This window comes from Butyricimonas faecihominis (assembly GCF_033096445.1).
Lineage (GTDB): Bacteria > Bacteroidota > Bacteroidia > Bacteroidales > Marinifilaceae > Butyricimonas > Butyricimonas faecihominis.
Genome location: NZ_AP028155.1, coordinates 828,692 through 852,743, shown reverse-complemented (window position 1 = coordinate 852,743; position 24,052 = coordinate 828,692). Strand labels below are relative to the sequence as shown.

The 24,052-nt window shown below is 44.7% G+C and carries 14 protein-coding genes; all 14 read right to left on the bottom strand.

The window, feature by feature from the left end; translation table 11 throughout:
- Nucleotides 1-10 precede the first annotated feature (10 nt).
- Complete coding sequence (locus R8806_RS03490) at nucleotides 11-169, bottom strand: hypothetical protein (RefSeq protein WP_158571832.1); 159 nt, start codon at nucleotides 167-169, stop codon at nucleotides 11-13.
- A 151-nt stretch (nucleotides 170-320) separates the two neighbouring features.
- Nucleotides 321-878, bottom strand: coding sequence for a sigma-70 family RNA polymerase sigma factor (locus tag R8806_RS03485; RefSeq protein WP_124317245.1), 558 nt, complete (start codon nucleotides 876-878; stop codon nucleotides 321-323).
- 345 nt (nucleotides 879-1,223) lie between these two features.
- Nucleotides 1,224-2,906, bottom strand: coding sequence for a PKD-like family lipoprotein (locus tag R8806_RS03480; RefSeq protein ID WP_124317469.1), 1,683 nt, complete (start codon nucleotides 2,904-2,906; stop codon nucleotides 1,224-1,226).
- A 14-nt stretch (nucleotides 2,907-2,920) separates the two neighbouring features.
- Complete coding sequence (locus R8806_RS03475) at nucleotides 2,921-3,616, bottom strand: DUF4843 domain-containing protein (RefSeq protein ID WP_164719738.1); 696 nt, start codon at nucleotides 3,614-3,616, stop codon at nucleotides 2,921-2,923.
- 29 nt (nucleotides 3,617-3,645) lie between these two features.
- Nucleotides 3,646-5,112, bottom strand: coding sequence for a RagB/SusD family nutrient uptake outer membrane protein (locus tag R8806_RS03470; RefSeq protein WP_164719740.1), 1,467 nt, complete (start codon nucleotides 5,110-5,112; stop codon nucleotides 3,646-3,648).
- A 19-nt stretch (nucleotides 5,113-5,131) separates the two neighbouring features.
- Nucleotides 5,132-8,524 (bottom strand): SusC/RagA family TonB-linked outer membrane protein, encoded by a 3,393-nt coding sequence (locus tag R8806_RS03465; RefSeq protein ID WP_124317472.1) that lies wholly within the window; start codon nucleotides 8,522-8,524, stop codon nucleotides 5,132-5,134.
- Between the two features lie 173 nt (nucleotides 8,525-8,697).
- Nucleotides 8,698-9,885, bottom strand: coding sequence for a FecR family protein (locus R8806_RS03460; RefSeq protein WP_151411477.1), 1,188 nt, complete (start codon nucleotides 9,883-9,885; stop codon nucleotides 8,698-8,700).
- A 53-nt stretch (nucleotides 9,886-9,938) separates the two neighbouring features.
- Entirely contained in the window at nucleotides 9,939-12,224 is a 2,286-nt protein-coding gene (locus tag R8806_RS03455; protein ID WP_151411476.1) for a Gldg family protein, read from the bottom strand.
- An 18-nt stretch (nucleotides 12,225-12,242) separates the two neighbouring features.
- Entirely contained in the window at nucleotides 12,243-14,531 is a 2,289-nt protein-coding gene (locus R8806_RS03450) for a Gldg family protein (protein ID WP_124316604.1), read from the bottom strand.
- 12 nt (nucleotides 14,532-14,543) lie between these two features.
- Nucleotides 14,544-15,476 carry an ABC transporter ATP-binding protein gene (locus R8806_RS03445; RefSeq protein ID WP_124316605.1) on the bottom strand — a complete coding sequence of 311 codons (933 nt, stop codon included), beginning with the start codon at nucleotides 15,474-15,476 and terminating at the stop codon, nucleotides 14,544-14,546.
- A 240-nt stretch (nucleotides 15,477-15,716) separates the two neighbouring features.
- A complete protein-coding gene (locus R8806_RS03440) occupies nucleotides 15,717-15,971 on the bottom strand; it encodes a TIGR03905 family TSCPD domain-containing protein (protein WP_124316606.1) in 255 nt (84 codons plus the stop codon).
- 130 nt (nucleotides 15,972-16,101) lie between these two features.
- The gene (locus R8806_RS03435; RefSeq protein ID WP_124316607.1) at nucleotides 16,102-19,287 is read right to left on the bottom strand and encodes a prolyl oligopeptidase family serine peptidase; all 3,186 of its coding nucleotides are present in this window, start codon (nucleotides 19,285-19,287) and stop codon (nucleotides 16,102-16,104) included.
- Nucleotides 19,288-19,291: 4 nt separating this feature from the next.
- Nucleotides 19,292-21,622 carry a DUF5117 and DUF5118 domain-containing protein gene (locus tag R8806_RS03430; protein ID WP_124316608.1) on the bottom strand — a complete coding sequence of 777 codons (2,331 nt, stop codon included), beginning with the start codon at nucleotides 21,620-21,622 and terminating at the stop codon, nucleotides 19,292-19,294.
- Nucleotides 21,623-21,633: 11 nt separating this feature from the next.
- Nucleotides 21,634-24,051 carry a zinc-dependent metalloprotease gene (locus tag R8806_RS03425; RefSeq protein ID WP_124316609.1) on the bottom strand — a complete coding sequence of 806 codons (2,418 nt, stop codon included), beginning with the start codon at nucleotides 24,049-24,051 and terminating at the stop codon, nucleotides 21,634-21,636.
- Nucleotide 24,052: the final 1 nt, after the last annotated feature.

Sequence of the window (24,052 nt, the reverse complement as noted above, 5' to 3'; positions counted from 1 at the left end):
GTTAATTCCGTTACAATCCCACCACTTTCATTCCCGTGAATGCCTCGCTCGCAGCATGATCAAAGAAATTGATTAACTCCGCAAAACTTATCCACGTGTAAACAACAATACTCGTGATGACGACCAGTAGTAGAACTACGATTACCATTTGATTCCATTTAGTTTTCATCTCTTTTCATTTTAAAAGTTACTAACTCAAATCAAACTCTCGCTCCTATCATTGCTCTCTGTAAATATATAACATTATTTTATATTTACCAAACATTTTCTTAATAAAATCACAAATTTAACACCATGTAAAATATATTCCGAAACGCCACTCACAAGTCCAGTTCCCGACGACAATGAATCAGCCGATCACGCAAATATTTGATACTTTTGTTCTTTTGAACCTTCACTGTGTTCACACTAATGCCCAATTTATCGGCAATTTCCTTCCCGGAGAAACCACTGATACTTAATTTCATGATCTGCCGTCTCACTCGCGGTAAATCACCAATATGAAGATGTAGCAAACGTACGATCTCTTCCTGCACGGTGTCCAGCATGAAATCTTTCGAGAAATCCTCGTTTTCTTTCTCTTGGTCTATTTTATCAAGAATCATCGCTCTTTTTCTCTTGTTACGGATATATAGTAAAGAATTATTATACAAAGATTTATACAAGTACCCCATCAATTCCCGGCCGGAAGCGAACCGAATATCCGAGTGCCAGAGATTCACCAGCAAGTCCTGCACGATGTCCTTGGAGCAATCCATATCCTTCACGATCGACTCCACGTACACGCACATCGCCGCATAGCAAGACGTGTAGAGTTGCTCCCAGCATCTTTCATTCTTTGCGTTAATGCCCGACAAAATAGATTCAAGGTTTACCATATCTATTTCTATTAGACGTCAAATATCATTTACATCGAGATAAAACATCAATTGAAGACACAAGAACAGCCAAGGGGCGAAGATTCAATAATCACCGATTATCTACCCCTCGTCAGAAGAATTTAATTCACATTTTCCTTTGTCCCGTTCTTCGTTTGTTACAATTTGTTTATCTAATAAATCCTATCACTTAGTGCCACGTATTCAGAATAAAAATACCTAAAAATGAGATAGGTATTACTTAAAAACACAAAATATAAACGATTTTAATAAATTTATTTAACCATCCGGCTGTATAGCCGGATGGTTAAACGGCCTTCTATCGGCACGACACTCCATATCATTTTAAATCGCATGTTTAGCCGGGCCATCATACCGTATATCAACAATCTTACCGTAATTCTTGGTTGACGTCCACTTCGGAGTGATACCCGTGCCAAAGTGGGAGTTATTCACGTTGAACATGTATATTTCCCCGGTTTCAAGCGCCACAGTTAAATCCATTCCCATCGAGCTACCTCCATTTCCCGCATCTGTCGACGAGATCCGGGCTATTTTCCGACCTCCGAAGTCAAACAACTTGATCGGGTCTGTTCCTCCCGTTCCCCGGAATATGTATCCCCACAATTCACTATGGGAAGCACCGGAACTAAAGAACAGAAATTCATATTGCCCGGCGGGTGAAACAAAGAATTGCCCATCCTCTCGAATCGCATACTGGAAAGCCGCGGGAAATGCTCTCTCGATTTTGGGGATAGCCTTGTTAATCCATAGTTCAAAATCGTAAGCAAATTGGAAGGTATAGATGCAATATTGCCCGACGGTCTCACTCCCCGCCCGGTTGTCTTTATAAAGCATAAACACATCAGATGTCCGATCTGGAATTCCCCATTCCGATATGACTTGTCCCACGTAAGAGCCACAATACAGGACATCAATGTCTTTCAGGTTATTCAAGGCGAGAGTAATACCGGGAACAGACTCCGTGAATATCTCGGATATTGCGTTCGCATCTCCCCACACGCCTTCGTACTCCAAGTCGTTATGATCTTGGATGAAGAGCAAGCGATGATGTAGCACGTCGAGAGCGAAAGTTCCCGTGGTATTTCCGGAGTAAGGCATCCGTATCAAACGATCGATTTTCATTCCTCCCTCTATCGTGGCAGGGACATCGAGGTATTTACCCGTGAACCATACATCCAGATTTTCGACTGCTTTCATGTATAGTCCCCCGTCCTCCGAGAGTAGGATATGACTCTTTTGGTTCGCCACGGCATCTTTGAAGATCACGTTGGGTAACACGCCATTAATGAAATCATCCTTCAAGTCCAGAGCCCGACGATAATCCTGATTCCCCATGTAGATCGGACCAATACCCCCGTTTTGAAGAAGGAGTAACATACCGGGGGCTGACGAACTTCCGCCCCCCAGCCAATGATTCATAATCTTGACCGGATGACCGCCCAGTTCCTGTCCTCCGTTCTGTGTCGGATAATAATCCACCATCTCGCGGAAACGGTACACGTAATTAGTACCCTCCCAGTTACTTGCATCTTCAAGTATAGAGAAACAAGCTTTCCCATCCACCTCGGAAAGTACCATCCATGCCTCGGAGGTGGATTCACTGTTCGTGGGCCACATCGCTAACTCCTCGTGAATGATCTGATAGCCTGTCAACGTGTCGGTGATAAACAAGGAAACTCTTATAAAACCACCCATATCCGTTTCCCAAACCAGTTGTTTCCCAAACCCGATGGTCTTCACCTCATCAGTAGTCCCATTCTCGGCAATCCACTCAAATTTCAGAGCGAGAGCCGTGGAATCACCCGTGTACTCAAGAATAGGTTCGACTATCACCACGTCACCAACCGTTAAATCCCAGAAACTCCCAAGTTCCTCCTCATTCGTGATATAACCGAGAACTTTCACCTCAGGAATCCCCGCATAGTCATAATTTCCCTTATCGTCAAAACAACCGAAAAGGAAAAACATCACCATAGCACACCATATATATTTATGTATCTTCATGACATTTGTTTTATTTATCCAACAATAGGAACACTCATTTCCACGTCACCATCCATGACCGGATTCCCGCCATTCTTCAATTCCAGCAAGTGGTATTTTAATTTCAAGGCGTAATACCTTAATTCGGTAGGCCCGAAGTTCGTCATATCGCTAATGCCGGTAGCCTCGATGAACTCGGCATACTTTGCATCACTATAATCACCAAGGTAGTACTGCGTGATATGGGCATCCCACCACGCCGGGGCAATCGCCTTAGAGGTAAAAATCACCCGCTGGCTACGGGCATTCTTGGTCGGGCCGACTTCGAAATTAGTTGTCGGAGTGACTTTTAGTACTACCCGAAACATCTGGTTATCGAGTTTTGGCGTTTTGATCAATTTCAACACAAGCGTGTCCCGCTCCTTACCCACCGGCCACGTTCTCTCCGATTCGAAATCGAAATCCGTTCCTTTCACGGCGGTAGTCAGGCTCTCATCCACGTCAACGCGGTAGGTCATGGCCTCCGTCACCGGATCCCCGGCAAACAATAGCTCCAACCGAATATCATGCGTGGTCTCGTCCGGGTAGAAGAAAAAAGACTCGGTGATACTATCGGCCGTTATTCCTTTCGCAAAATACAGGTACCTCGTCGAATCGTAAGTCGTGAACTTATCCTCGGAACAAGCCGTGAAAACGCACATGGTCACGAGAATTATAATTATGTATCTCATCTTCATTTACTTTTTTAGGTTTACAAATTCTAAAAGACCACTTCCTCGCTTTTAGGAACAGGCAGCGCATACTGGTCACGGAAATCAATATTCTGTATCCCGTCAAAAACAGGCAGGTTCAAGCGTTTGAACAAGTAGAATGATTGTCCCTCACCGATGAACTCCTTCCGGGCATCGGTCAGCATGGCTTGAATGTACCCGGCTTCGGTGGAGATCATGTTCAGATCATCCAAAGATATATCCCCGCGGGCACTTCTGATTTCCCTGAGCAAGTCCACGGCCTCGCTTATTTGCCCGATAGATGCCAAGTACTCACCCTTGATGTAATACAATTCGCTCTTGCGTAAAATAGGAAGATATGCAACATCATTATTCCCTTTTTTACTCTTGATAGACAAGTAATTTCCGCTCAACATACTGAGCAAACGCTCAAACCGACCGTCTATCTGATGCTGTGCCGGGAATAAATCATAAACATTACGTATATAAAGCGGCCGTTCGGCCGTCATAAACGGGGCATTTATATCTCCCGCACGAGTATTATAAACATTAAAAACCACATCACTCAACAGGCGACCATACCCCGGCTCAAGCCAGTCCATGTTCTCAAATCCCCACGGTTCCCACTTACCGCCCATTGCGAATGCCTCCTCGATGGCATCGTACGCTTTCTTTTTCTCTCCCATGTAGGAATACACGCGTGCCAATATTCCCCGTATGGATGCCATATTCATGCGAGAACGTTGGTGACCGAAGAATTCTGCGATTTCACTTTCGGTATTCCAATCCGTCCAAAAACGTTCCATGATATGCCATATCCGGATAACTTCCTCGTCATAATAATCACTATAAACGATGGCCGAATCCCACGGAACCATACACGTATGAGCCTCTAGTAAATCACGCTCCACGTTTTCCAATACTTGTTTTACGGTCAATTTATTATTAATCACGGACTCCGAGCTGGTCACGTAAGGAATCCACGAGCCATTTTCATTCACCGCGGGAGCCGGGGCAAAAAGCCGAAGCAAATCGAAATGAACAAATGCCCGCACGGCAAGAGCCTCTCCCCGTATTTTCAACCGTTCGGGTTCACCAAGCTCGAAAATACTGTTGGAGGCTTTATCCACGTGTTCGATAATATTGTTGCAATCGGCAATAACCTTGTACATTCCCGACCAAATCCCGTCGATTATCGGTAGGACATTGGCATTTTCGTACTGGCGATCATTCACCTCTTGGTAAGCGTTATCTAAATTCTGCCGGATGTAGTACTGCCCCAGAACATCTAGGAAACCCCACGTTAATTCTTGGGCATACAGGCTACTACTCCCCAAACTTTTATACAAACCGTTCACCTGCATCCGGAAACCGTTTCCCTTCTCGTAAAGGTCATCACTACTCACTTGGGTTTCCGGGCTTACCTCGAACCAATCATTACAGGAGGTTAAGGTAAAAAACAGGAAAAGTCCCATGATATATCTTATTGTTTTCATGTTCATAGTTTTAATTCGATTAGAATCTAACATTCACGGAAAAATTTACCGAGTTCGCATACGGGTAACTTAAACCTCTTTCAGCCTTCACCGTGGAAAGCCGCCACAGATCGTTCGTTCCGACTTCAATCCGGATATTCTCTATCCCGATCCGTTTCAACATCTCCCGGTCCAGCTCGTAACCAATCGTCATGGAATTCCAACTCAACACGTTATTCCTCTGCATAAAACGGGAAGTCGGATCGGTAGTCTGTGTATTATCCTTAATATCCTTGTACATGACCACATCCCCGAATTTCTTCCAACGCTGGCTCATGGCACGACGATCCACGTTATATTCCTCGATCTTGGCATTTTCCACCTTGTCTATCAACGTCTCGTTATAGAAATCGCCACCGAATTCATACAGGAAACTGGTACTGAACGTGATGTTCTTCCACCGTAAATTCACACCGAAAGAACCGGTACCCCAAGGCATTTCATCCCCGATATTCCGCATCTCTGTCGCGCTCCAGTCGTAACTTACCGTTCCATCCCGGTACACGTAGAGTTCCTGACCGTTCGCAGGGTCTATTCCAAGGGATTTCAACCCGTACTTTGCGGAAAGGGATTGCCCTTCCTCGTATTTCGTCATCACCCGGTTCAGGTTTGGATTGTCCTTGTCCCAGAGACTTTCGATTTCTTGGTTGTAATACTCGTTCACCGCATCATTATAAGCCTTCAAGGCATCGGATATTTTCTTTATCTTGTTCGTGTTGTGCGCCAAGTTGGCAAAGACGGCCACGTACCAATCTGCCGTGCTGAGTAAATCGCTTCGGAATTGAATCTCGAATCCTTTGTTCTCGACTTTTCCCATGTTACTCTTGTATGTCTTGAATCCCGTGGAACTTGGCAAGGTGACATCGGTGATCAGGCCGTTCGTGATTTCATTGTACCATGAAAACTCAAGGTAAAGTAGATTCTTCAATAAACCCAACTCGAAACCGACATCGAATTTATTGGTCTTTTCCCATTTCAGATCCCTATTCCCGCGGGTTGTCATCAAGCTTGCTGCCGGACCGGAAATATACCATTCGTCAATATCAATCTCGTGAGTAGGAACGGCCGCGTATGGGGCGAAATTCACCTTACCCGTTTGCCCGAAGGAACCACGCACTTTCAGGTGATTGATAAAACCGTATTTCTCCATGAAATCGTACTTGTGAATATTCAATCCCAAACCTCCTGAAAAGAAAGGAGCGTAACGTTTGTCGGAACCGAACTCGGAAGAACCGTCAATTCGAAGGGATGCATCCAGAAGGTATATGTCTTGATACGAGTAGTTCAAGCGAGCGAACATACCGAATAGACGAGTTTGCACTTCTTGAAAACTAGGTTTATAAGGCATCGACCGGGCAAATTCGGGTGAAGAAAATTCGGCAGACTGGAACCCTTTATAAGTTCCGGTATTCGTGCGCCTGCGTGTCGTTTTTACTTCCAATCCACCCCCGACATTGATGTTATGATTATTGATCGATTCATTATAGGAAATAGCCAGTTTCCCCTCCCACGAGGTATATTCCGTGTTCGTTAATGTTAAACTCCCCACATTAGTTCGGTCATCACCATATTCCAAGTTATTTTTAACGGATAAAGGATCAATAAAAGCCTCCCGCTTACCCGTTGAATGACTGATACCCAACTCTCCTTTTACCCAGAAAGTAGGCTTGATAAACCAGTTCACGCTCAAGTTTTCGACCAGCACGTTAGTTTGCCCCTTGTCAAAATTACCCAAATCGGCCTCGTATAATGGGTTGTACGGTTCGAAATCCAATACCCGCGACCATTGTAAAATACGCAACATTTTACCGTCGTCATCCTTGTAGCGCTCGTAGGGTAACATCTTGGTATATTGCGAAAATTCCCCGTAAGGTGATTCCTTCTCTTTTGTCACGCCATAACTGATATAATTACTCACCTGTACTTTCGAAGTCGTGTAGTAAATCGAGAATCCGGCATCGATACGATCCCGGTAAGATCCTTTCATGACCCCGTTCTCGTTATTACACCCTAAATCAATCCCGTAACGGAATTCCTCGTTTCCCCCTTCTAGATACAAACTATGTTTATGGTTAAATTCCGTACGCAAGGGTTTCGCCAACCAATAGGTGTTTACTCCTTCCCGTACGTTTTTCAGTTTCCCTTGGTATTCTTCAATTCTCATTTTTTGTATCCAAAAATCCTCTCCTTCCCCATCGTACATGCCGGATGCCACTTCTGCCTCTAGTTTCTGACGGGCATTCATCAGGTTATAATCATTCAAGTTAGGCATTGAGATTGTCCCAACCATGTTGTAAGTCACCCGCACTTCCCCCGATTTGGGGGCTACCGTCGTGATGACCACCACGCCATTGGCTGCCCGAGAACCGTACAACGCTGTCGCCGCCGCATCTTTGAGTATCGTTATACTCTCGATACGGTTCGGGTCCATGTCATACACTTTTTGTATCGTGGTCTCGAAATTATCCATGATAAAAATCGGTAGGTTGGGATTATTCTCCAAGGCAGATTTGGAAAGCGTGTTGCGGTCCAAATCCTTCACCCCGATACTCGATTGTCCCCGGATCTGCATTTCCGGCAAGGCATTCGGGTCGGACCCCCATTGATTATTGGTCTTCACCCGGAACGAAGGATCATACACCTCCAAAGCCTTCATGACATTCGTTTTGGAAACTTTCAACAGTTCATCCCGGGAAACCGTCACCGAATTACCCGTGAAGCTCGTTTTCCGTACATTACCGTAACCGGTTACGACCACTTCTTCCACCTCTTTCGTGTCAAATTTCATGCGTACCACTACTTCCCGCGTAAAGTTCGTGATCGCAACCTCTTGAGTTTCCATTCCCACGAAACTCACCAACAGATAAATCGTATCCATCTTGGGCAAACTGAACACGAACATTCCCTGATCATTTGTGCTTCCCCCGATACTCGTTCCCTTCACGATTACCGTGGCACCGGGTAAAGTCATTCCCTTCTCGTCCAACACCTTTCCCCGAACACTAACAGGCTCTAATGTCTTCTGCCGCTTTTGGATCACGATCATATTCTGAAACAAGCGGAAAGTATATTCCGTTCCCTCTAAACAGGCTTGAAGCACCTGTGACGCCGGAACAGATTTGAAAGAATGTGTCACGGCCGGAATCTTCTGCACCTCCTCGTTATTATAAAGGAAATCAAACTTCGTGTGACGCTTAATGTAATTGATCACGTCTATAAAGGGAGTTTCGTTGAACTCCACGGTCAATCTCGGCTCATCGTTCGACTGCGCCCGACTGACTCCGATTCCAAAGGACTGCAACAGGATCACCAGCATCAACAACGTGCCAACTCTCCCGCGTTTTGCAGATAGATTAGACTTCTTCTTTTTCATATAGATCAGTTTTAATTTTCATAAGGATGAAACCTTGCTTGACATCATATCCCATTACGATCTCCCGCACGGGTTTCACCACAGTTCGTAGATTAGTTAGTAGGTATACTTCTCCCATTTAGAATACCTATGATTCTATTAATTCATGTTTAAATGTTAATTTCTTACGTGTTCTAATTTTGTTTAATGGTTATCACTCCATCCTGTAAAGAGAATTGTAGATTTGTCGTGGTACTTAATGCCTCCAACAGCTCTTTCAACGGCATATTATTTGCAGGCGCCCCGGTAAAGCGACGTTCTCTGATTCCCGGAACCGCATACAGTACTTCCACATCGTACCAACGACAAATCTTCCTCATGATCACATCCAGTCTTTCGTTACTAAAACCGAATTTTCCATCCATCCATGACACTACGACATTTATATCTGTTTTTTGAACCGTCATCCGGTTATCACTTGTTATCGACACTTGCTCGCCCGGTGACAACCGAACCGTATCATGCCCGGAAGTCGTTTCCACTTTCCCGGATAACAAAGTAACACTCGATGCAAATTCATCATCATAACTCATCACGTTAAAGCTGGTTCCCAGCACCCGCACGTCAAAATTCTTGACCGACACGATAAACGGGTGTTCCTCATCTCTTGTCACCTCAAAATAGGCCTCTCCCTCCACGTACACTTTTCTCTCTTCCCCACGGAACGCCACCGGGTATTTCATGGTTGACTGCGCGTTCAGTATCACCCAGCTACTATCAGAAAAAATAACCTTCTGCCTTTCTCCCTTCGGCACAATCAACGTGTGGTACTCGGACACGTTTTCGAGAGAATCACTCTTCACGTACTTGTAATTCAAAGTTCTCAGGCCCTCAGAATGTAATATACCCCTCATGCCTAACACGATAGCCTCGTTTTTATGAGTCAACGGAATCATCCGGTTATCCCCCAAAATTAACCGTACACTATTCCGATCAATCGTCGTCTCTATCACGATTTCCCGCCCCTCTTCCGGGGAAATCATCGCTGTCCGTTCCGACCACCACACGCCACCGGCCATGACAAAAACAAGTAAAGAGGCCGCCACGTAAATCGTACGGCGGACACTTGCGGTCAACACCCTCCGTTTCTTATGTTTGCGGATTCGTTTCAAGAAACATGAAAAATCGGCAATCTTATCGTATTTCTCGTATTCTTTAAAACGTCCCATGATAAAACGATCATCTTCCAAATCCTGTTTCAGCCGTGCCCACTCCGGGTCCTCCAGCAACTCGTTCAACCGTTCTTCTTCCGGTTGCGTGAGCGTCCCTGCCCAAGATTTCAGAATCAAATCCAATATGATATGTATGCTATCTATACTCATAACTATTTAAAGAATACTTGAAACACAAATTGGTACTACTTTTTCCAAGAAAATTATCTTCCTCTTCTCCTGATGGCCACGAAAATCGCACCTATCAGCAGAACAATCGGGATAAACCATTTGAATAAAATATCCGTCACCTTTACCCCCGTCTTTCCCAAGAACAAACGGTTATCAATCGACTTCGGACGACGCACATCCACGGGAGCCTCCCCGTCTGAAAGCCAAGCAAAAGAACCTAGGATAATGTAAAAATTACCGGATTCAATCTCTTCGCGGGATTTGAAAAGTTCCACGTTACTGATGCAATCCGCATCACCCAGTATCACGATCTTTTGTTCCCGACCTCCCATCGGACGGACCAGAGCTACTGCCGTCGTGTATAACTGTTCTACCTCCCCAACTGCGGGATTAAAGCGAACCGTATCATCTATAAAGTTCGTCGTTTCCAACTCGTTCCACACTCCAAGAGTATCGGTTTGCAACACCGGGGTCACCTTGAACCCCTTATCCTCGGCATATTTCAATCCGGCAACACCCGGCATAACAGCACTCATTTTCCAGCTATCCATTGTCTCGTAGAAATACGATAATTCCAAAGCTCCAGCTGTCGGCCGGGACATAACCAAATCAGGCTGGAAATTCTCCGTCGGTTTCACCAGTACCCCTTCCATGAACTCCACGCCGAAGAGTTGCGTCAACGGGTTCATGTACTCCCGGCTATTCGGATCACCCACGATAAACAAATTTCCACCCCGGTCAATATACCGCTGTAAACGTTCCATCTCTTCCCCGGTCAAGGATTTTGCCATATCGGCAATCACCAGAATATTAACTAACGTCGGAATATCCTCGTTCAAGTTCACCTCTTGAACCTCAAACCCTTGGTTCAACAAAGCATACCGAAACCGTTTATCACGTGCGAAACAGGCATAATCCCGGTCCCTATAAAGATTCATATCCCGTTCCCCGTGTCCGGTCAGGAACCCGACCGTGGGCAGCTCCATCACCATCCGTTTAAAGGCTGCCGAAATCTCCCCCTCGGAAGGATCACGCATCATGTCATCAAATTGCCTCAGGAACATCTTCTCCCCACTTTCCCTCGTTACCTGACGGACAAAACGATTATCCTCCGGAGTCAAATCAATAACCTGTTTAATCTGATCGGGACTTAAATACCTCGAAAACTTGATTTTGTGGGAGTGAGCAATTTGCCGGGCCCTCTTTTCCAAAGGAAGATCAGCCAAAAATCCCCTTCTCCTCGTGTTTTGAACCGAATCATAGTAATACACGTATTCCATCTTAATTTCCGGCTTGAAACGAATATACTCCCGGAAATTACTCTTATCGTAATTCTGGTAGCGGGGGATGGCTTTCATAAAATCATCATCCAGCAAGTTACTATAAGTTGTAATTGTCAGACCTCCCTCCAACTTTTTCACGATCTCCTGACTATTCGGGGTCAACGTTCGGCTCTTTTCCCTAGTCGTGTCAACATATCCCATCAAATGAGGACGGGAACTCAAGTAACCAACAACAGCCACCACCAAAAACACACCCACGTACTTCATGGCATTCCGCCCCTTGGAACTATGACTTACCCGGGACGATAACTTTATGATCGAGAACCAAAGGAACATCCCCGGAACCATTATAAAATAAATCACGTCCTCGCTGGAAATCAATCCTCCCGTGAAACTCTCCGCTCGTCCCCGAAGAGATAACCAAAACGTAACATCCCGCACGAAATCAATATCCTGCCAAATGCCGTTCACGAAATTCAAGAAAGTCAAAAGTACAAAGGTCCCCACCGCCGCGATAATCTGGTAAGAAGAAATCGTCGACATGAACAACCCGATCGAGGCATACGTACATATCAGCAAATAAATGCCCAGAATCCCCGTAAGAATATAGCACACATCGAAATTCTCCACCACGAACAGGCAATAAATCACGTAAACGACAAATATCCCCACTAACAACAAGGCAAAAATCATCATGGAAAGAAATTTTCCCAAAATAATCTGCGTGTTCGTCATGGGCGAAGAATGTAGTAACTTGATCGTTCCACCCGACAGATCCCGACTGACCAATCCCATCGTCAGCAAAGGAATATACAGGAAAAGATAATCTTGCACGCTATAGAACAGTCGATTGAAAAGCGAAGAACTGATAAATAGCGGGTCATACCCCATAGCCTGTTCCCGCTCGATCATTTCAATCATCCCGGAGAAAATCATCCCCGATTGAAACGTAAATATAATCAAAACCAGCCAAGCCACAGGCGAATAGAACAACATCTGTAACTCGGTCTTTGCTATTTTATATATCATATTCATAAAACAAACTTTTAAAGATTAACGCCCGCGACGACGTACCCATATAATGATCCCGGCAAGAGCCAGTATAACAGGTATCACGACCATAAACACGATAGACCAAACCTCCATCGCGGCCTCACCGATATACAATTTCCGGTCGATAGGGCTATCTCCTGCCGTATTCACGGGTAACTCTTCATGTGACAACCAGTAAAAAGCGGCATGTTTCAATATCCCGTTAAAATTCCGAACCTCTCTCCGTCCCGTGGCAAACTCCCCGTTACTAAGAAAATCCGTGTTTCCGGCAACGAGAACCCGTTGTTCTCGACCGTTCACATCACGGGTCAACGCTAATGCCGTCGTGAAAATTCCCGCTTGATCTCCTGTTTCTGGAGTATAATACACCGAATCCCGCACGAAATCCGTCGCCACGATTCTATTCCAACACCCCGCCGTATCGGTTGAAAATAACGGAACAACTGTTATCCCTTCTATCGGAGTATATTCTAATCCCACGCACCCCGGCATAGCCACGCACCCTTCATTCTTCCGGATATAATCCAGATCGGACCAGTACGCAACACCTTCATCCGTCGGGACGGACTGAATCAAATCCGCCTGAAGTAACGGGGTGGGTTGCACCAGTTGGCCCGGCATAAAACGAACACCAAACTGTTCAATAATCGGGTTCATCAATTCCTGACGTCCGGGTCCACCCAAAACGAAAAGACTTCCTCCCCGACCGATAAACTCCTGCAAATAGTTCATCTCTCCTGCCGATAACGGTGATCTCAACTCGGATATCACCAGAATATCAATACTATCCGGAAGGGATGAATGTAAATAAACCTCTTCAATATTAAACCCTTGATTAATCATTGACGAGCGGGTATTTTTATCACTGGAAATCCGCTTGTATTCCCGATCCCCCTCCCGGTAAATATTCCGTTCGCCATGTCCGGCAAGGAAACCGATCGTGGGGACTTCCGACACCAACCGCTTGAACGCAGCCGAAATCTCGGCCTCTCCCGGAGACTCTTTCCAACCACCGTGGAAATAGAAACGCAAATACGCCTTCTGACCATTTTCCAATTCAATAACACGGATGGTCTTGTTGCCCTCGGCACTCAAATCTTCTATCTCCCGCATCTTTTCCGGGGCCAGAAATATCGAGAACGGCACACCATAATTTTCACTGATTTGCTTGGCCCGTTCCTCGTCACTCATATCAGGATACTGTTCCTCCAACTCCGGATTATTCGCATTATCGTAAAAATAAACATACCGGATTTTCATGTCAGGTTTAAACCGCGTGTAAGGCCGGAAAGTCTCTTTATCAAAATTAATATGATCGGGTAACGTACTCCAAAAGTCCCGATCCAACAAGTTCGTGTAAGTCGTGATCTTCACTTTTCCATCCAGTAATGCCACGATCTCCTGACTACTTTTACTCAATGAATTACTCTTGGTACGGGTAGAATCATGATATGCCATCAATGCCGGGCGGGAACTCATGTACCCCAACATCATCGACACCAAGAACACGCCTAGATAAATCCCCCAGCGAGTAGTCCAACTCCGTTTCTGCACCCGGTTGATGAGGCGATAGACCGTCCACGTCAGGAACAGGAAAATCACGATCAGGAAATACAACACATCCTCGCTACAAATCAACCCGTAAATAAACTCTTCCGTCCGTCCCCGTATAGACAACCAGTAGGTAATATCCCGCACAAACTCGTAATCCTGCCACACACCACCCACGTAATTAAACATGGCCAAAATGAACAACGTCCCGAAAGCCGCCATCACTTGATAAGAAGTCAAACTCGACACGAACAAACCGATCGCCGCGTATGCACATAACAACAGGTAAAGCCCCAACATTCCCGTCAACACGTAAGGGAAATCTATATTTTGAATCGTACACACCCCGAAAAGCACGTAAAATAACAAAACACCCATCATCGCCAACCCGAATACCATCAATGCCAAGTATTTACCCAACACGATTTCGGCATTACGCAAAGGAGCCGATTGCAACAACTTGATCGTCCCGCCACTCAAATCCCGGCTAATCATGTTCATCGTGAGCAAGGGAATATAAAAATACAGGGTTCCCTGTACATTCCCGAAAAGTTCTCCAAAAATGGTTGTTACCCTCCACGATTCATATCCCATGGCCTGCCGAACCACAATATCTTCCAGCATCCCGGACATAATCATCCCGACTTGGTAAGCAAACACCACCAAAAGTAACCAAGCAATTGGTGAATAAAACAAAGACTGTAACTCCGTCTTCGCTATCTTGAATATCATTTTCATAAGCTCTCCTTTTTAGCGGTTCTTACTCTTGGCCGACAATTCGGCAAACACGCTATCCATGGAACTCTTCTCCATACGTATCTCCAACAATTGCCAATTCCGGGTCACACTTGCCTCCACGATCTGGGTAATCGCCTCCCGGGAATCCGAAAAGTTTACCCGGTAATCCATGCCTCCCATGCTCACCGCATCCTCCACACCGGAAAGCATCTTCAACTCGTCCACCGGCGGGGCCGATGCCAGACTCACGAATATCGTGTTCGGTACGATATAATTATCAAACTCTTCCACCGTTCCGGCAAAAACGACCTGTCCTTCCTCGATCATCCGGATATAATCACACGTTGCCTGTACTTCCGACAAGATATGCGTGGAGAGAATCACCGTACGTTCCTCGGCAATCTCTTTAATCAAATGCCGAATCTCCACGATCTGATTCGGGTCCAGCCCGTTGGTCGGCTCATCCAGCACGACAAATGCCGGGTTGTGAATAATCGCTTGGGCTATCCCCAAACGTTGCTGATACCCTCCCGATAGATTGCGAACCAACCGTTTGCGGAAATGGCTTAACCCGCATCGTCCCATCACCACCTTAATCGCCTCGGCCACCTCTCCCGTGGGAATACGACGAATATTAGCCGTGAAAGCCAAAAATTCCTCCACGGTTAAATCATTATACAGGGGTGGTTTCTGGGGTAAAAAACCGATATAGCGTTTGGCCTCCACCGGGTTCTCTCTCATACTTACTCCCTTGATGAAAACCTCCCCTTCTGTCTGTTTCAACACCCCACACATAATGTTCATCGTCGTCGATTTACCCGCCCCGTTAGAACCCAATAAACCGTAAATACCGTTTTCCGTTATCTCAAAATTAATATCCCGAATCGCCCATTGTACACTGTAACGATGAGATAAATGCTTTACCTTAACAATTGATTCTTCCATAAAGTATAGTTTTGAATAAATATTACCACACGTTTTACTTACACTTTATAGAATACCTGAAATAGAAAACGGTACTATTTTCTACCCTTATTTATCCCTGTTTAGGGCTTAGGCGATGCACATCCAAGACATCCCCAAAAGATAAAGACGACACAACTCGGCTGTATCTCAGCTTTGTGTCGTCTTTATCTCGGCTTTGTTCAACGTTCTGCCAATTATATCGGTAGAAACACGGTTAAATTACGCCATATTCTCCAAGGCTTGAGCCAACTGATCGGGACATGAAGTTGACTTTCGTCCGCAGCATATTCCCCGCAACCGACGGATGGCCTCATCTTTTTTCATTCCTTTCAACAAGGCCGACACCCCTTGCGTATTCCCGGCACATCCCTTCTTGAAACCGACTTCCACGATCACATCGTCTTCCAACACAATATGAATCTCTTTCGAACAAACCTCTGCCGAGGGAGTATATGTAATTTCTTTTCTTGCCATAATGACCATCTGAATTTGACGCTGCAAAGATAGAATTATTTCAAGAACCTTTCTTTCCCACGATATTAAAAAAGGAGAAATCCGCTTTACCGGAAATCTCCTTTCACACTTACACGATTCGTATTACAATTTATTCAGCCAGTAAATATTTCGTGAAATAATCCCTTTTCTTCTTTTCGAAATAAGATTTATAAGGCCCATCAAAAGCATGACCTTGATTCGGTAAGATCAACAAATCGAAATCCTTTCCTTGCAAAATCAACTCGTTCACCACCCGGTACGTGTTAGCCGGATGCACGTTATTATCCACCTCTCCTGTCACCAGAAGTAAACGACCTTTCAAGTATTTTGCCAGTTTCTGATTTGTTTTCACGGTAAACTTATAATCGTCCCCGATTCCTTGATAAGTCTCTCCCCACGTACGATTATAAATACGATTATCGTGATTACCCGATGAGGCCACAGCCACTTTGTAAAAATCAGGATAAGTACAGATTGCAGCAAAAGCCATCATACCACCCCCCGAGTGTCCGAAAATACCTACCCGATTCGTATCAATAAAAGAATATTTACGTCCCAATTGTTCCAATCCCGCCTTGTCATCCGCTAACGCATAATCCCGTAAATTCCCGTACCCGTAGGTAGCGTACGCTTTGTCCCGGAAGGGAGAACCGCCCCGATGTCCGAAACACACCACGATAATCCCCCTTTGTGCCAAAGCCGTATTATTATAACGATCCAGCACGGTAAAATCCGTCCACACGGTTTCCGTTTGTGGCCCCGGATATACTTGCGACACGATCGGGTATTTCTTGCTAGGATCAAAATCATAAGGTTTCCACATAATTCCGTAAAGATCCGTTTTCCCGTCAGCCGCCTTCACGGTAAACTGTTCCGGGTACTTCCAACCATACGCCAACAAATGAGAAACGTCCGCTTTTTCCAAAATAGTCAGCAAGCGCCCGTTTATATCACGTACGGAAATTTGTGGTACCGTGTCTACACGGGAAAAATTATCCACGATCAGACCTCCTCCCAGATGAACAAACGTGCTATGTGTTGCATTTTCAGGGGTTAACAAGGTCAATCGTTTTCCATTAAAACCTACACGATACAAATAAGTATAATTCGGGTTTCTCCCCTTTTCCTTACCGAACCCGTACAGATAAATCTGTTTTTTCACCGTGTCAATCTTCATTATGCGTCCCGCTGTCCATTCCCCGGAAGTCACCACATTCAGCAACTTGCCATTACCATCATAGTGATAATAATGCCCCCACCCGGAACGATCGGACCACAAAAGAATATCCTTTCCTCCATTCAATACCCGGCAACTAAATAACTCTTCATTCAGATATGGTTTACTCACTTCATGCAAAATCACCTTTACCTCCCCTGTTTTCGCATCGACCGAGCATAATTCAAATTCATTTCGGGTCCCCTTTTTACGGATGAAAAAGACCCGATCCTGTACATCTGCCACTTTCAGCACTTCCAATAGCTGCCCCCGCCATTTCACCACATCCACCTTTTTAAACATCCCCGTCTTTACGTTCCCGATAAACAACTCTTGTTTTAAAACAGCGGTATCTCCCGGTAATTCATATTTGTACTCGCTGACTGTCGGTGCCGGTTCCCGAAGTGAATACACCAGAGGAAACGTCCGGATATTTCGTTTGTCTTCTCTCGTGAGATAAAAAGTCCCGTCATCCGACAACCATTCGGTATTTGCCGTTTCAAACTCGTAATCCTTATCCCCGTCAAAAGTCAGTTGTACCTGTTTCTTTTGCTCTTTATCTTCCAACCAAAGATTATACTCTTTCACGATTAGCTCGTATCTCAGATCGGGAGAAACCCCATACGGACGAATAGAAGGATATTTCTTGCGTTCAGAAGGAATCAAAGCCTTATTCTTGGCATCATACACGAATATCTTTCCCCCGACCTCTAATTTAGCCACCAACCCGTTATCATCAAATTCCGGGTTATAATATATTCTCTCTTCTTCCCCCGGCAATATCTCCCGGACCAAACTATCTATAATCCGGTAGTTATACACCTCTCGTTTCCCCTCCTTCGGGTCATAGGCATAATACGCTCTCTCGCCCGGTTGTTTCTCGTAAGAGTACCAAAACAATGGTTTCGCCGGGTGAAAGAAAGGTACAATCATCGTGGAACCGATCTTATCCTTCAGATTCTGCACGTCATATTTCTCGCCCACGTATGCCTCATCCGGATTAAGTAAAGTCTTTAAATAGTTGGCCAAATTAGAGGTTGAACCACCTTGAACCACCTTTCGGGCAATTTCCAGTAACTGTTCATGATATACCCCGTTATAGGAAGGGAACCATCCCATCCCACCGAACATGATTTGTTGATTTTCATTGCTAAAATCGGCAACATGATCTTCCAAAAGTCCCCGAACCGTCAAGGAATCATTTAAGGTGACCGCTTTCGCCACGTCCATCATAACCAAGTAATCATTCTGACAAGGCAGAGGAATTGCCGAAATCCGTTGCCGATAGTACACGAAATCCTCCGGATTACGTTCAAAATCCCGGAAATACCAACCTTGTAACACCCATTCCGTCATATCCCGGTAGAAAGCTGTAATTCGTTCATACACTTTTTCTTCTCCTTGTACCCTCACGAAATCCTGCCAATGCTCAAGCAAGTATCGCATATTCGTACTATTGATCCCGCCCAGAGTCCGATCCGCAAACAAGAACCAGTTCTCCGGTTGTAAACGTTCTTCTGGCGAAATTTTATCGAAATACTCCTTCCCCAATCTAAGGCTTTCCCCTTTCTCAAGCAACTGCAATTTCAACTGCACGTACTCCCGTAAAAAATCATTGGAATACTTACCCGTGGCGTAAGTATCATCCATTGATTTCACCCGGTTATCAGGTTTCATCCCCTTTCTAATTTCGGCCATAAACACATCTGCCGATTTTCCCCCGACAAACTTATAAAGCAACTCACCCTTACCATTCAAAAGTAGGAAAGAAGGATAGGCCCCGATTTTGTACTTATCCGCATATTGTTTCCCATCTTCCGACAGCATATCCAATTTAACATTTACAAAATTGGAATTAAAAAAGTCGGCAACACTATCCAACGTGAAAACCAACGCCGCCATTGTCTTACAAGGGCCGCAATATTCCGTGTAACAATCCACGAAAGCCATTTTTCCCGCGGCAGTAGCCTTATTTAAAGCATCCTGCAAAGTGGACTTTTCAAACTCGATTTCCCTGTTTTGTGACTCTGCCTGACAGTATGCCAACAGTCCTACAAGCAAAAATAAAATCTTTCTCATATCCTTATTGTTTATCAAAATACTCTCGGTTCATTCGCATCAGCATCACCCGGTAGTTTTCCCGGGTAAGGGAATCTTGGTGAGTTTCACTCAATTCCTTCACTTTTCTCGCCAGTTCCACGAAATAGGCATGAAGGACTCCCGCAGACTCGTTTCCCAAGCCAAAAGAGATGTTATTCTGTGCCATTGTTCGGGCAAAATCCGAAATAAAACAAGCCTGTATTCCTTGTTTATAGGTAGTAACAGCCTTCCGGGTATCAAAATTTTCAAAAATAACCCGATCAACATACGCGAATAATTCTTTCGCCGTGAACGCATTCTCCCCGTATGCACTTTCTGCCGCCACGAGGGAAGTGATGACTTTCGGATCTATAAAATGTTGCGTGATTTTCTCGGCCAATCCTACCATCATATGGTTTATATCGTATGTCCCCGTTTGTTGCATTTCTTTGGAATGAACCCACTCCGGACGTTGTGTCAAAATTTCTGTCTCTAAATATTGTAAAGCCTTTTCCTGAAGTTCTCTCGGGACATAAATAACCGGAGATTCATTCACTCCTTTTATGACCGGACGAATAGAACGACCTCCCACCAATTTCACAATCTGAGTCAGATAAGTCTGGTATAGTGCAAGCACTTTCAGCGAGAAATCGGATACACTTTTCCATGTATTCTGATCTTTCGGTAACTGGTTCATCCATTCTCCCAGTTGAGGATAAATCTCCCGTACCGATTCGATGCCTTTCACACTTGCCGACAAAATATCATTTGACAAGAAACCGTCTTGAGCATAGGGGTCCCATTTATCCTCCGGGGCATAGAAAGCCGCCTGCATGGAAGGTAAGGCATCACTATTGCCATAAGCATAGTTAATCGCATCATAATCATACATGGAAACACGAGGAAAAAGATTCTTGACACTTACCCGGTCACCCGGTTGAGCGAGATAATTAAACACCATACCGGAAGTAATTGATGCCGATATTCCATATTTATTCAACCATTTCTCGGAACGAATATTATCCGGGGTAAAAACGGTATTTCCGGCTTTATTAGGTTTCATTCCCAATACCTTGGCCAAAATCGATGCCAGTTGAACGGTCAACACATCTTGCCGTACCCCCAAGCTATGAAGATCCTTCCGGATTCTCCCGTCCAGCCACCCACATTGCAAGAAATAAGTGCCTAACAATTCATCTGCCATGGCATCCATCACGTTAATTCGGGCACATAATATTTCACCATTCACAGGATTGGCAATCATGGAAAAATTAACATCGTTAAAAGCATTTCCCCAACGAAAAAGAATCGTCCGGTAAGTCAAGGCTGCATCTTTCGCCTCCGAACTATAACGGAAGACATTCTTCCATCCGGCACTCTCGAATGCTTTTTCCCATTGTTGCATGGCCTTCTTGATACTCTCGACAAAAGGGGCCGGGGTGATCGGATCGATGTACACGCAAATCTGATTTTCCGGTTCAATAGTCAAACCTTTCTTCTGTTTTCGCAACTCCTTCACGGGAGCCGAAAGATGCCACCTCTGTATATACTCTTTTTTACGGGCCACGTATCTCTTGGTATCATATTCGGTAATCCCGATTGTTTCAAAACCATAAGCCGGATGACTGGCTTTCAAGGTCACGGAATGTTCTGGCAGTTGCTGAATAACCATTTCCAATGCAAAAGTAGAGGCGACATCCGATCCCTGTTGCATTTGAGGATTTGCATAAAAATCCGACTGGGTACGTGTCACCGAAAAAACAACCCCTTGATTCAACATCCGGAAACCGTCAATTCCAGAAAGATTAGGATCCGGATGGCTTAATAAACTATAAGAACTCACCTTAAATAACCCACTTCCGGGATTATTCAATTCGTTCGTTAACTCAATAATCACCGACTGCTTATCTTCTCCCCAAGCCGCTATCGGCAAGGTAAAATCCACCGGTACAAGTCCTGATTTTCGAATCGCATTCGCCATACAAAAATCAGTTGAATCCGCAGCAACATCCGTAACCCGGTTACGAACCACTTGAACTCGATTGTTTTTCCCGATCGAAAACCGGACAACTCCTGAAGTCTCGGAAAGAAAAGCCGAATATCCCCGCACCACTTGTGTCGTGATCAAAACCTCTTTTCCCATTCCTTCCATTGGAATCTCCAAGTAATATTTATCTCCTAAACGATAAACCGTGTAAAAACCGTTATTTATTTGTAAATCTTTCTGTTCCTTAAATTGACTGAATGTCATCGGTTCTGCATTATTTTGCGCAACAACCGGACGAGACATCAATAAAGTTACTATCAGTAACAAACATACATTCAATACTTTCATCCCTAATATATTTAGTTCAATTCAATCAATGACTTATTCTTTCCGCTCTCCCACAGAGTAATAAAATTATAAAGTGTTTTGTAGTGACTGACCGTCAACGCATCTTGTCCCTCCCCCGAGGCGGTCAACACATATTGTTTTATTTTCGAAACCAGTTGCTTGATACGAACTCCAACCCCGTTAAATAAAGTCGTCGGATTCTCCCCGTTCACGACAAGATCCTGCACAAATCCCTTTTGCAATGCCCTGTCATACCGGGATAATTCTCCACTCCTACCCTTTTCTTCAAAGAGAGTCACGTACATACGATCCAGCAACTCGTCAATAGTCAAACCATCCGGGTTTAATTGCCGGTTTTTATGTAATATCGAATACTTTAATAACAATTTAGTTATCATACTATTGGCCGGTTCCTGCTCATAATATTCAAAATTAATACCGGTCTTTTCCATTAAATTGGGCCGAAAAAGCCATTCCGGTTCCCGACACACGTATTCTTCCAAGAAAGCAAGTGCCTCCTCTTCCTTTTCCTTAGGTACAGGTTGATACACCGTTAAACTCTCTTCTTCCCTCGTCGGGTTATCCGTATAACTACCACCCACGTAACGGATCACGTGGTTCACGTAATTCTGGTACTGACTCAACACGGAAAGATAGCGTCTTCGTAAAGCGTAATAATCCGGATCACTCGTTTTTGTCCATTCTTCCAGATGCTCCATGATATATTTCAAATTTTTCATTCCCAAGCGATTCGCCTTGATGATGTCATCCCCACTATCTTCAGATTGTACTCGGGGATCACTATAATCCGTTTCCACGATATAAAACATCTTCGGGTCCTTCCGCTTTTCATCCACCCAAGCACGTAACTTCAAATCATTTTCCACCAGATTATTTGTCTCCTGAAAACAACGATACCCCCATTCTATCGCAAACTCGTCGTATATCCCGATACGAGGCAATAAATCTTGCGGTTCCAAACCATCTTCCGGTTGTGCCAAATAATTAAAACGTTGATAATCCATAATGGAAGTTCCCAAACCATGTTCACGGATAAAAGCCTTGCTACGCAAACTATCCACCGGATAGGCCGTACTACCGATAAAATTATGCCGAAGTCCTAACGTATGTCCCACTTCATGAGTCAACACGGTTGCCGCCAGTTCTCCCATTACCTCATGGCTTAGAGGGTATTCTCTTGCACGGGAATCAACCGCCCCACACATCACGAAATACCAACGTTGTAACAAATCCAGAACCGAATGAAATATTGCAATATGCGAGGTGATAATTTCCCCGGATCGAGGGTCAAACACCATCGGACCGTAAGCATTCGGAATCGGGGAGGCTTTGTACGATACTAACGGATAACGAATATCACCTTCGCTATATTCAGGGTCTTCCTCCGGCGAGGGGGCTAACTTTCCGTAAATCGCATTCTTAAATCCGGCTTTCTCAAAAGCACCCTGCCACGCATTTACCGCTTTTATAAAATAAGGCACCAAATATTCCGGGGTTGCCCGATCAATATAGAAAACAATCGGTTTCACGGGTTCCACAAGTTCTCCACGCAAATATTTTTCCATATCCTCCGGTTTCGGCTCCAAACGCCAACGAGTTGCAAATGCCGCTTTTTCCATCTGGTCATTCCGTTTCGTCATCCCATCCAACACGAAGGTAAAATACCCCACCCGATCATCAAACATTCTTTGTCTCATCGGTTTCTCCGGTAAAAGAAACCATGACGCCCCCACCTCCCAAAGAGAAGAAGTGTACCCACCATCCTTCACTTCCCCGTCAACAGCATAACCACGCATGGAACGGAAATTTATATTTTCCGGAAAAGCTTTTACATCCAAAGCATAGGACTGCTCCTGCTGATAACCGCCTAATTTTAAGGCTACCTTCGCTCCTTTCAAGGAAAACAAATCACAATCACTCAGAAACAAATCGGTAATATCTACCAAATAACTATCGGCAGATTTGGCTTTAATCTCCAAAGAATACATCACGGGAGAGATCACATTTTTAATATAATCATCATACAAGGCGGGAGTATCTCCCAGGTAAAATACCTGAGGAGATACAATTTCAATTCTATCCTGATTCTTGATAAAACGAATCAACCGATCATACACGGAGTCCCCGCCATACCCGAAACGAGCATCCGTACTCCGCTCTTTCTGTGCCGTTCCCTTTATGATCGTTACGGCCACCAGAATATCCCGTTCAAGTTTATCATCCGGTACTTCCAGATAATATCTTCCATCCTGTACATAAACATGAAAGAACCCGGCATCTTTCGGGGTATCTTTATGAATAAATTCATCTATAGACACCTCTTTCTCATCCTCTTTCTGAACCACACGATTCTCAGCCCCGCTACTTAATACGTACAGGGAAAACAATATAATCAACAAATATTTCATA

Bases quoted from the DNA above. Each gene is read 5' to 3' on its own strand.
- R8806_RS03475 (WP_164719738.1), bottom strand. From the start codon at position 3,616: ATGAGATACATAATTATAATTCTCGTGACCATGTGCGTTTTCACGGCT.
- R8806_RS03470 (WP_164719740.1), bottom strand. From the start codon at position 5,112: ATGAAAACAATAAGATATATCATGGGACTTTTCCTGTTTTTTACCTTA.
- R8806_RS03485 (WP_124317245.1), bottom strand. From the start codon at position 878: ATGGTAAACCTTGAATCTATTTTGTCGGGCATTAACGCAAAGAATGAA.
- R8806_RS03455 (WP_151411476.1), bottom strand. From the start codon at position 12,224: ATGAATATGATATATAAAATAGCAAAGACCGAGTTACAGATGTTGTTC.
- R8806_RS03480 (WP_124317469.1), bottom strand. From the start codon at position 2,906: ATGAAGATACATAAATATATATGGTGTGCTATGGTGATGTTTTTCCTT.
- R8806_RS03460 (WP_151411477.1), bottom strand. From the start codon at position 9,885: ATGAGTATAGATAGCATACATATCATATTGGATTTGATTCTGAAATCT.
- R8806_RS03435 (WP_124316607.1), bottom strand. From the start codon at position 19,287: ATGAGAAAGATTTTATTTTTGCTTGTAGGACTGTTGGCATACTGTCAG.
- R8806_RS03430 (WP_124316608.1), bottom strand. From the start codon at position 21,622: ATGAAAGTATTGAATGTATGTTTGTTACTGATAGTAACTTTATTGATG.
- R8806_RS03440 (WP_124316606.1), bottom strand. From the start codon at position 15,971: ATGGCAAGAAAAGAAATTACATATACTCCCTCGGCAGAGGTTTGTTCG.
- R8806_RS03445 (WP_124316605.1), bottom strand. From the start codon at position 15,476: ATGGAAGAATCAATTGTTAAGGTAAAGCATTTATCTCATCGTTACAGT.
- R8806_RS03465 (WP_124317472.1), bottom strand. From the start codon at position 8,524: ATGAAAAAGAAGAAGTCTAATCTATCTGCAAAACGCGGGAGAGTTGGC.
- R8806_RS03425 (WP_124316609.1), bottom strand. From the start codon at position 24,051: ATGAAATATTTGTTGATTATATTGTTTTCCCTGTACGTATTAAGTAGC.
- R8806_RS03450 (WP_124316604.1), bottom strand. From the start codon at position 14,531: ATGAAAATGATATTCAAGATAGCGAAGACGGAGTTACAGTCTTTGTTT.
- R8806_RS03490 (WP_158571832.1), bottom strand. From the start codon at position 169: ATGAAAACTAAATGGAATCAAATGGTAATCGTAGTTCTACTACTGGTC.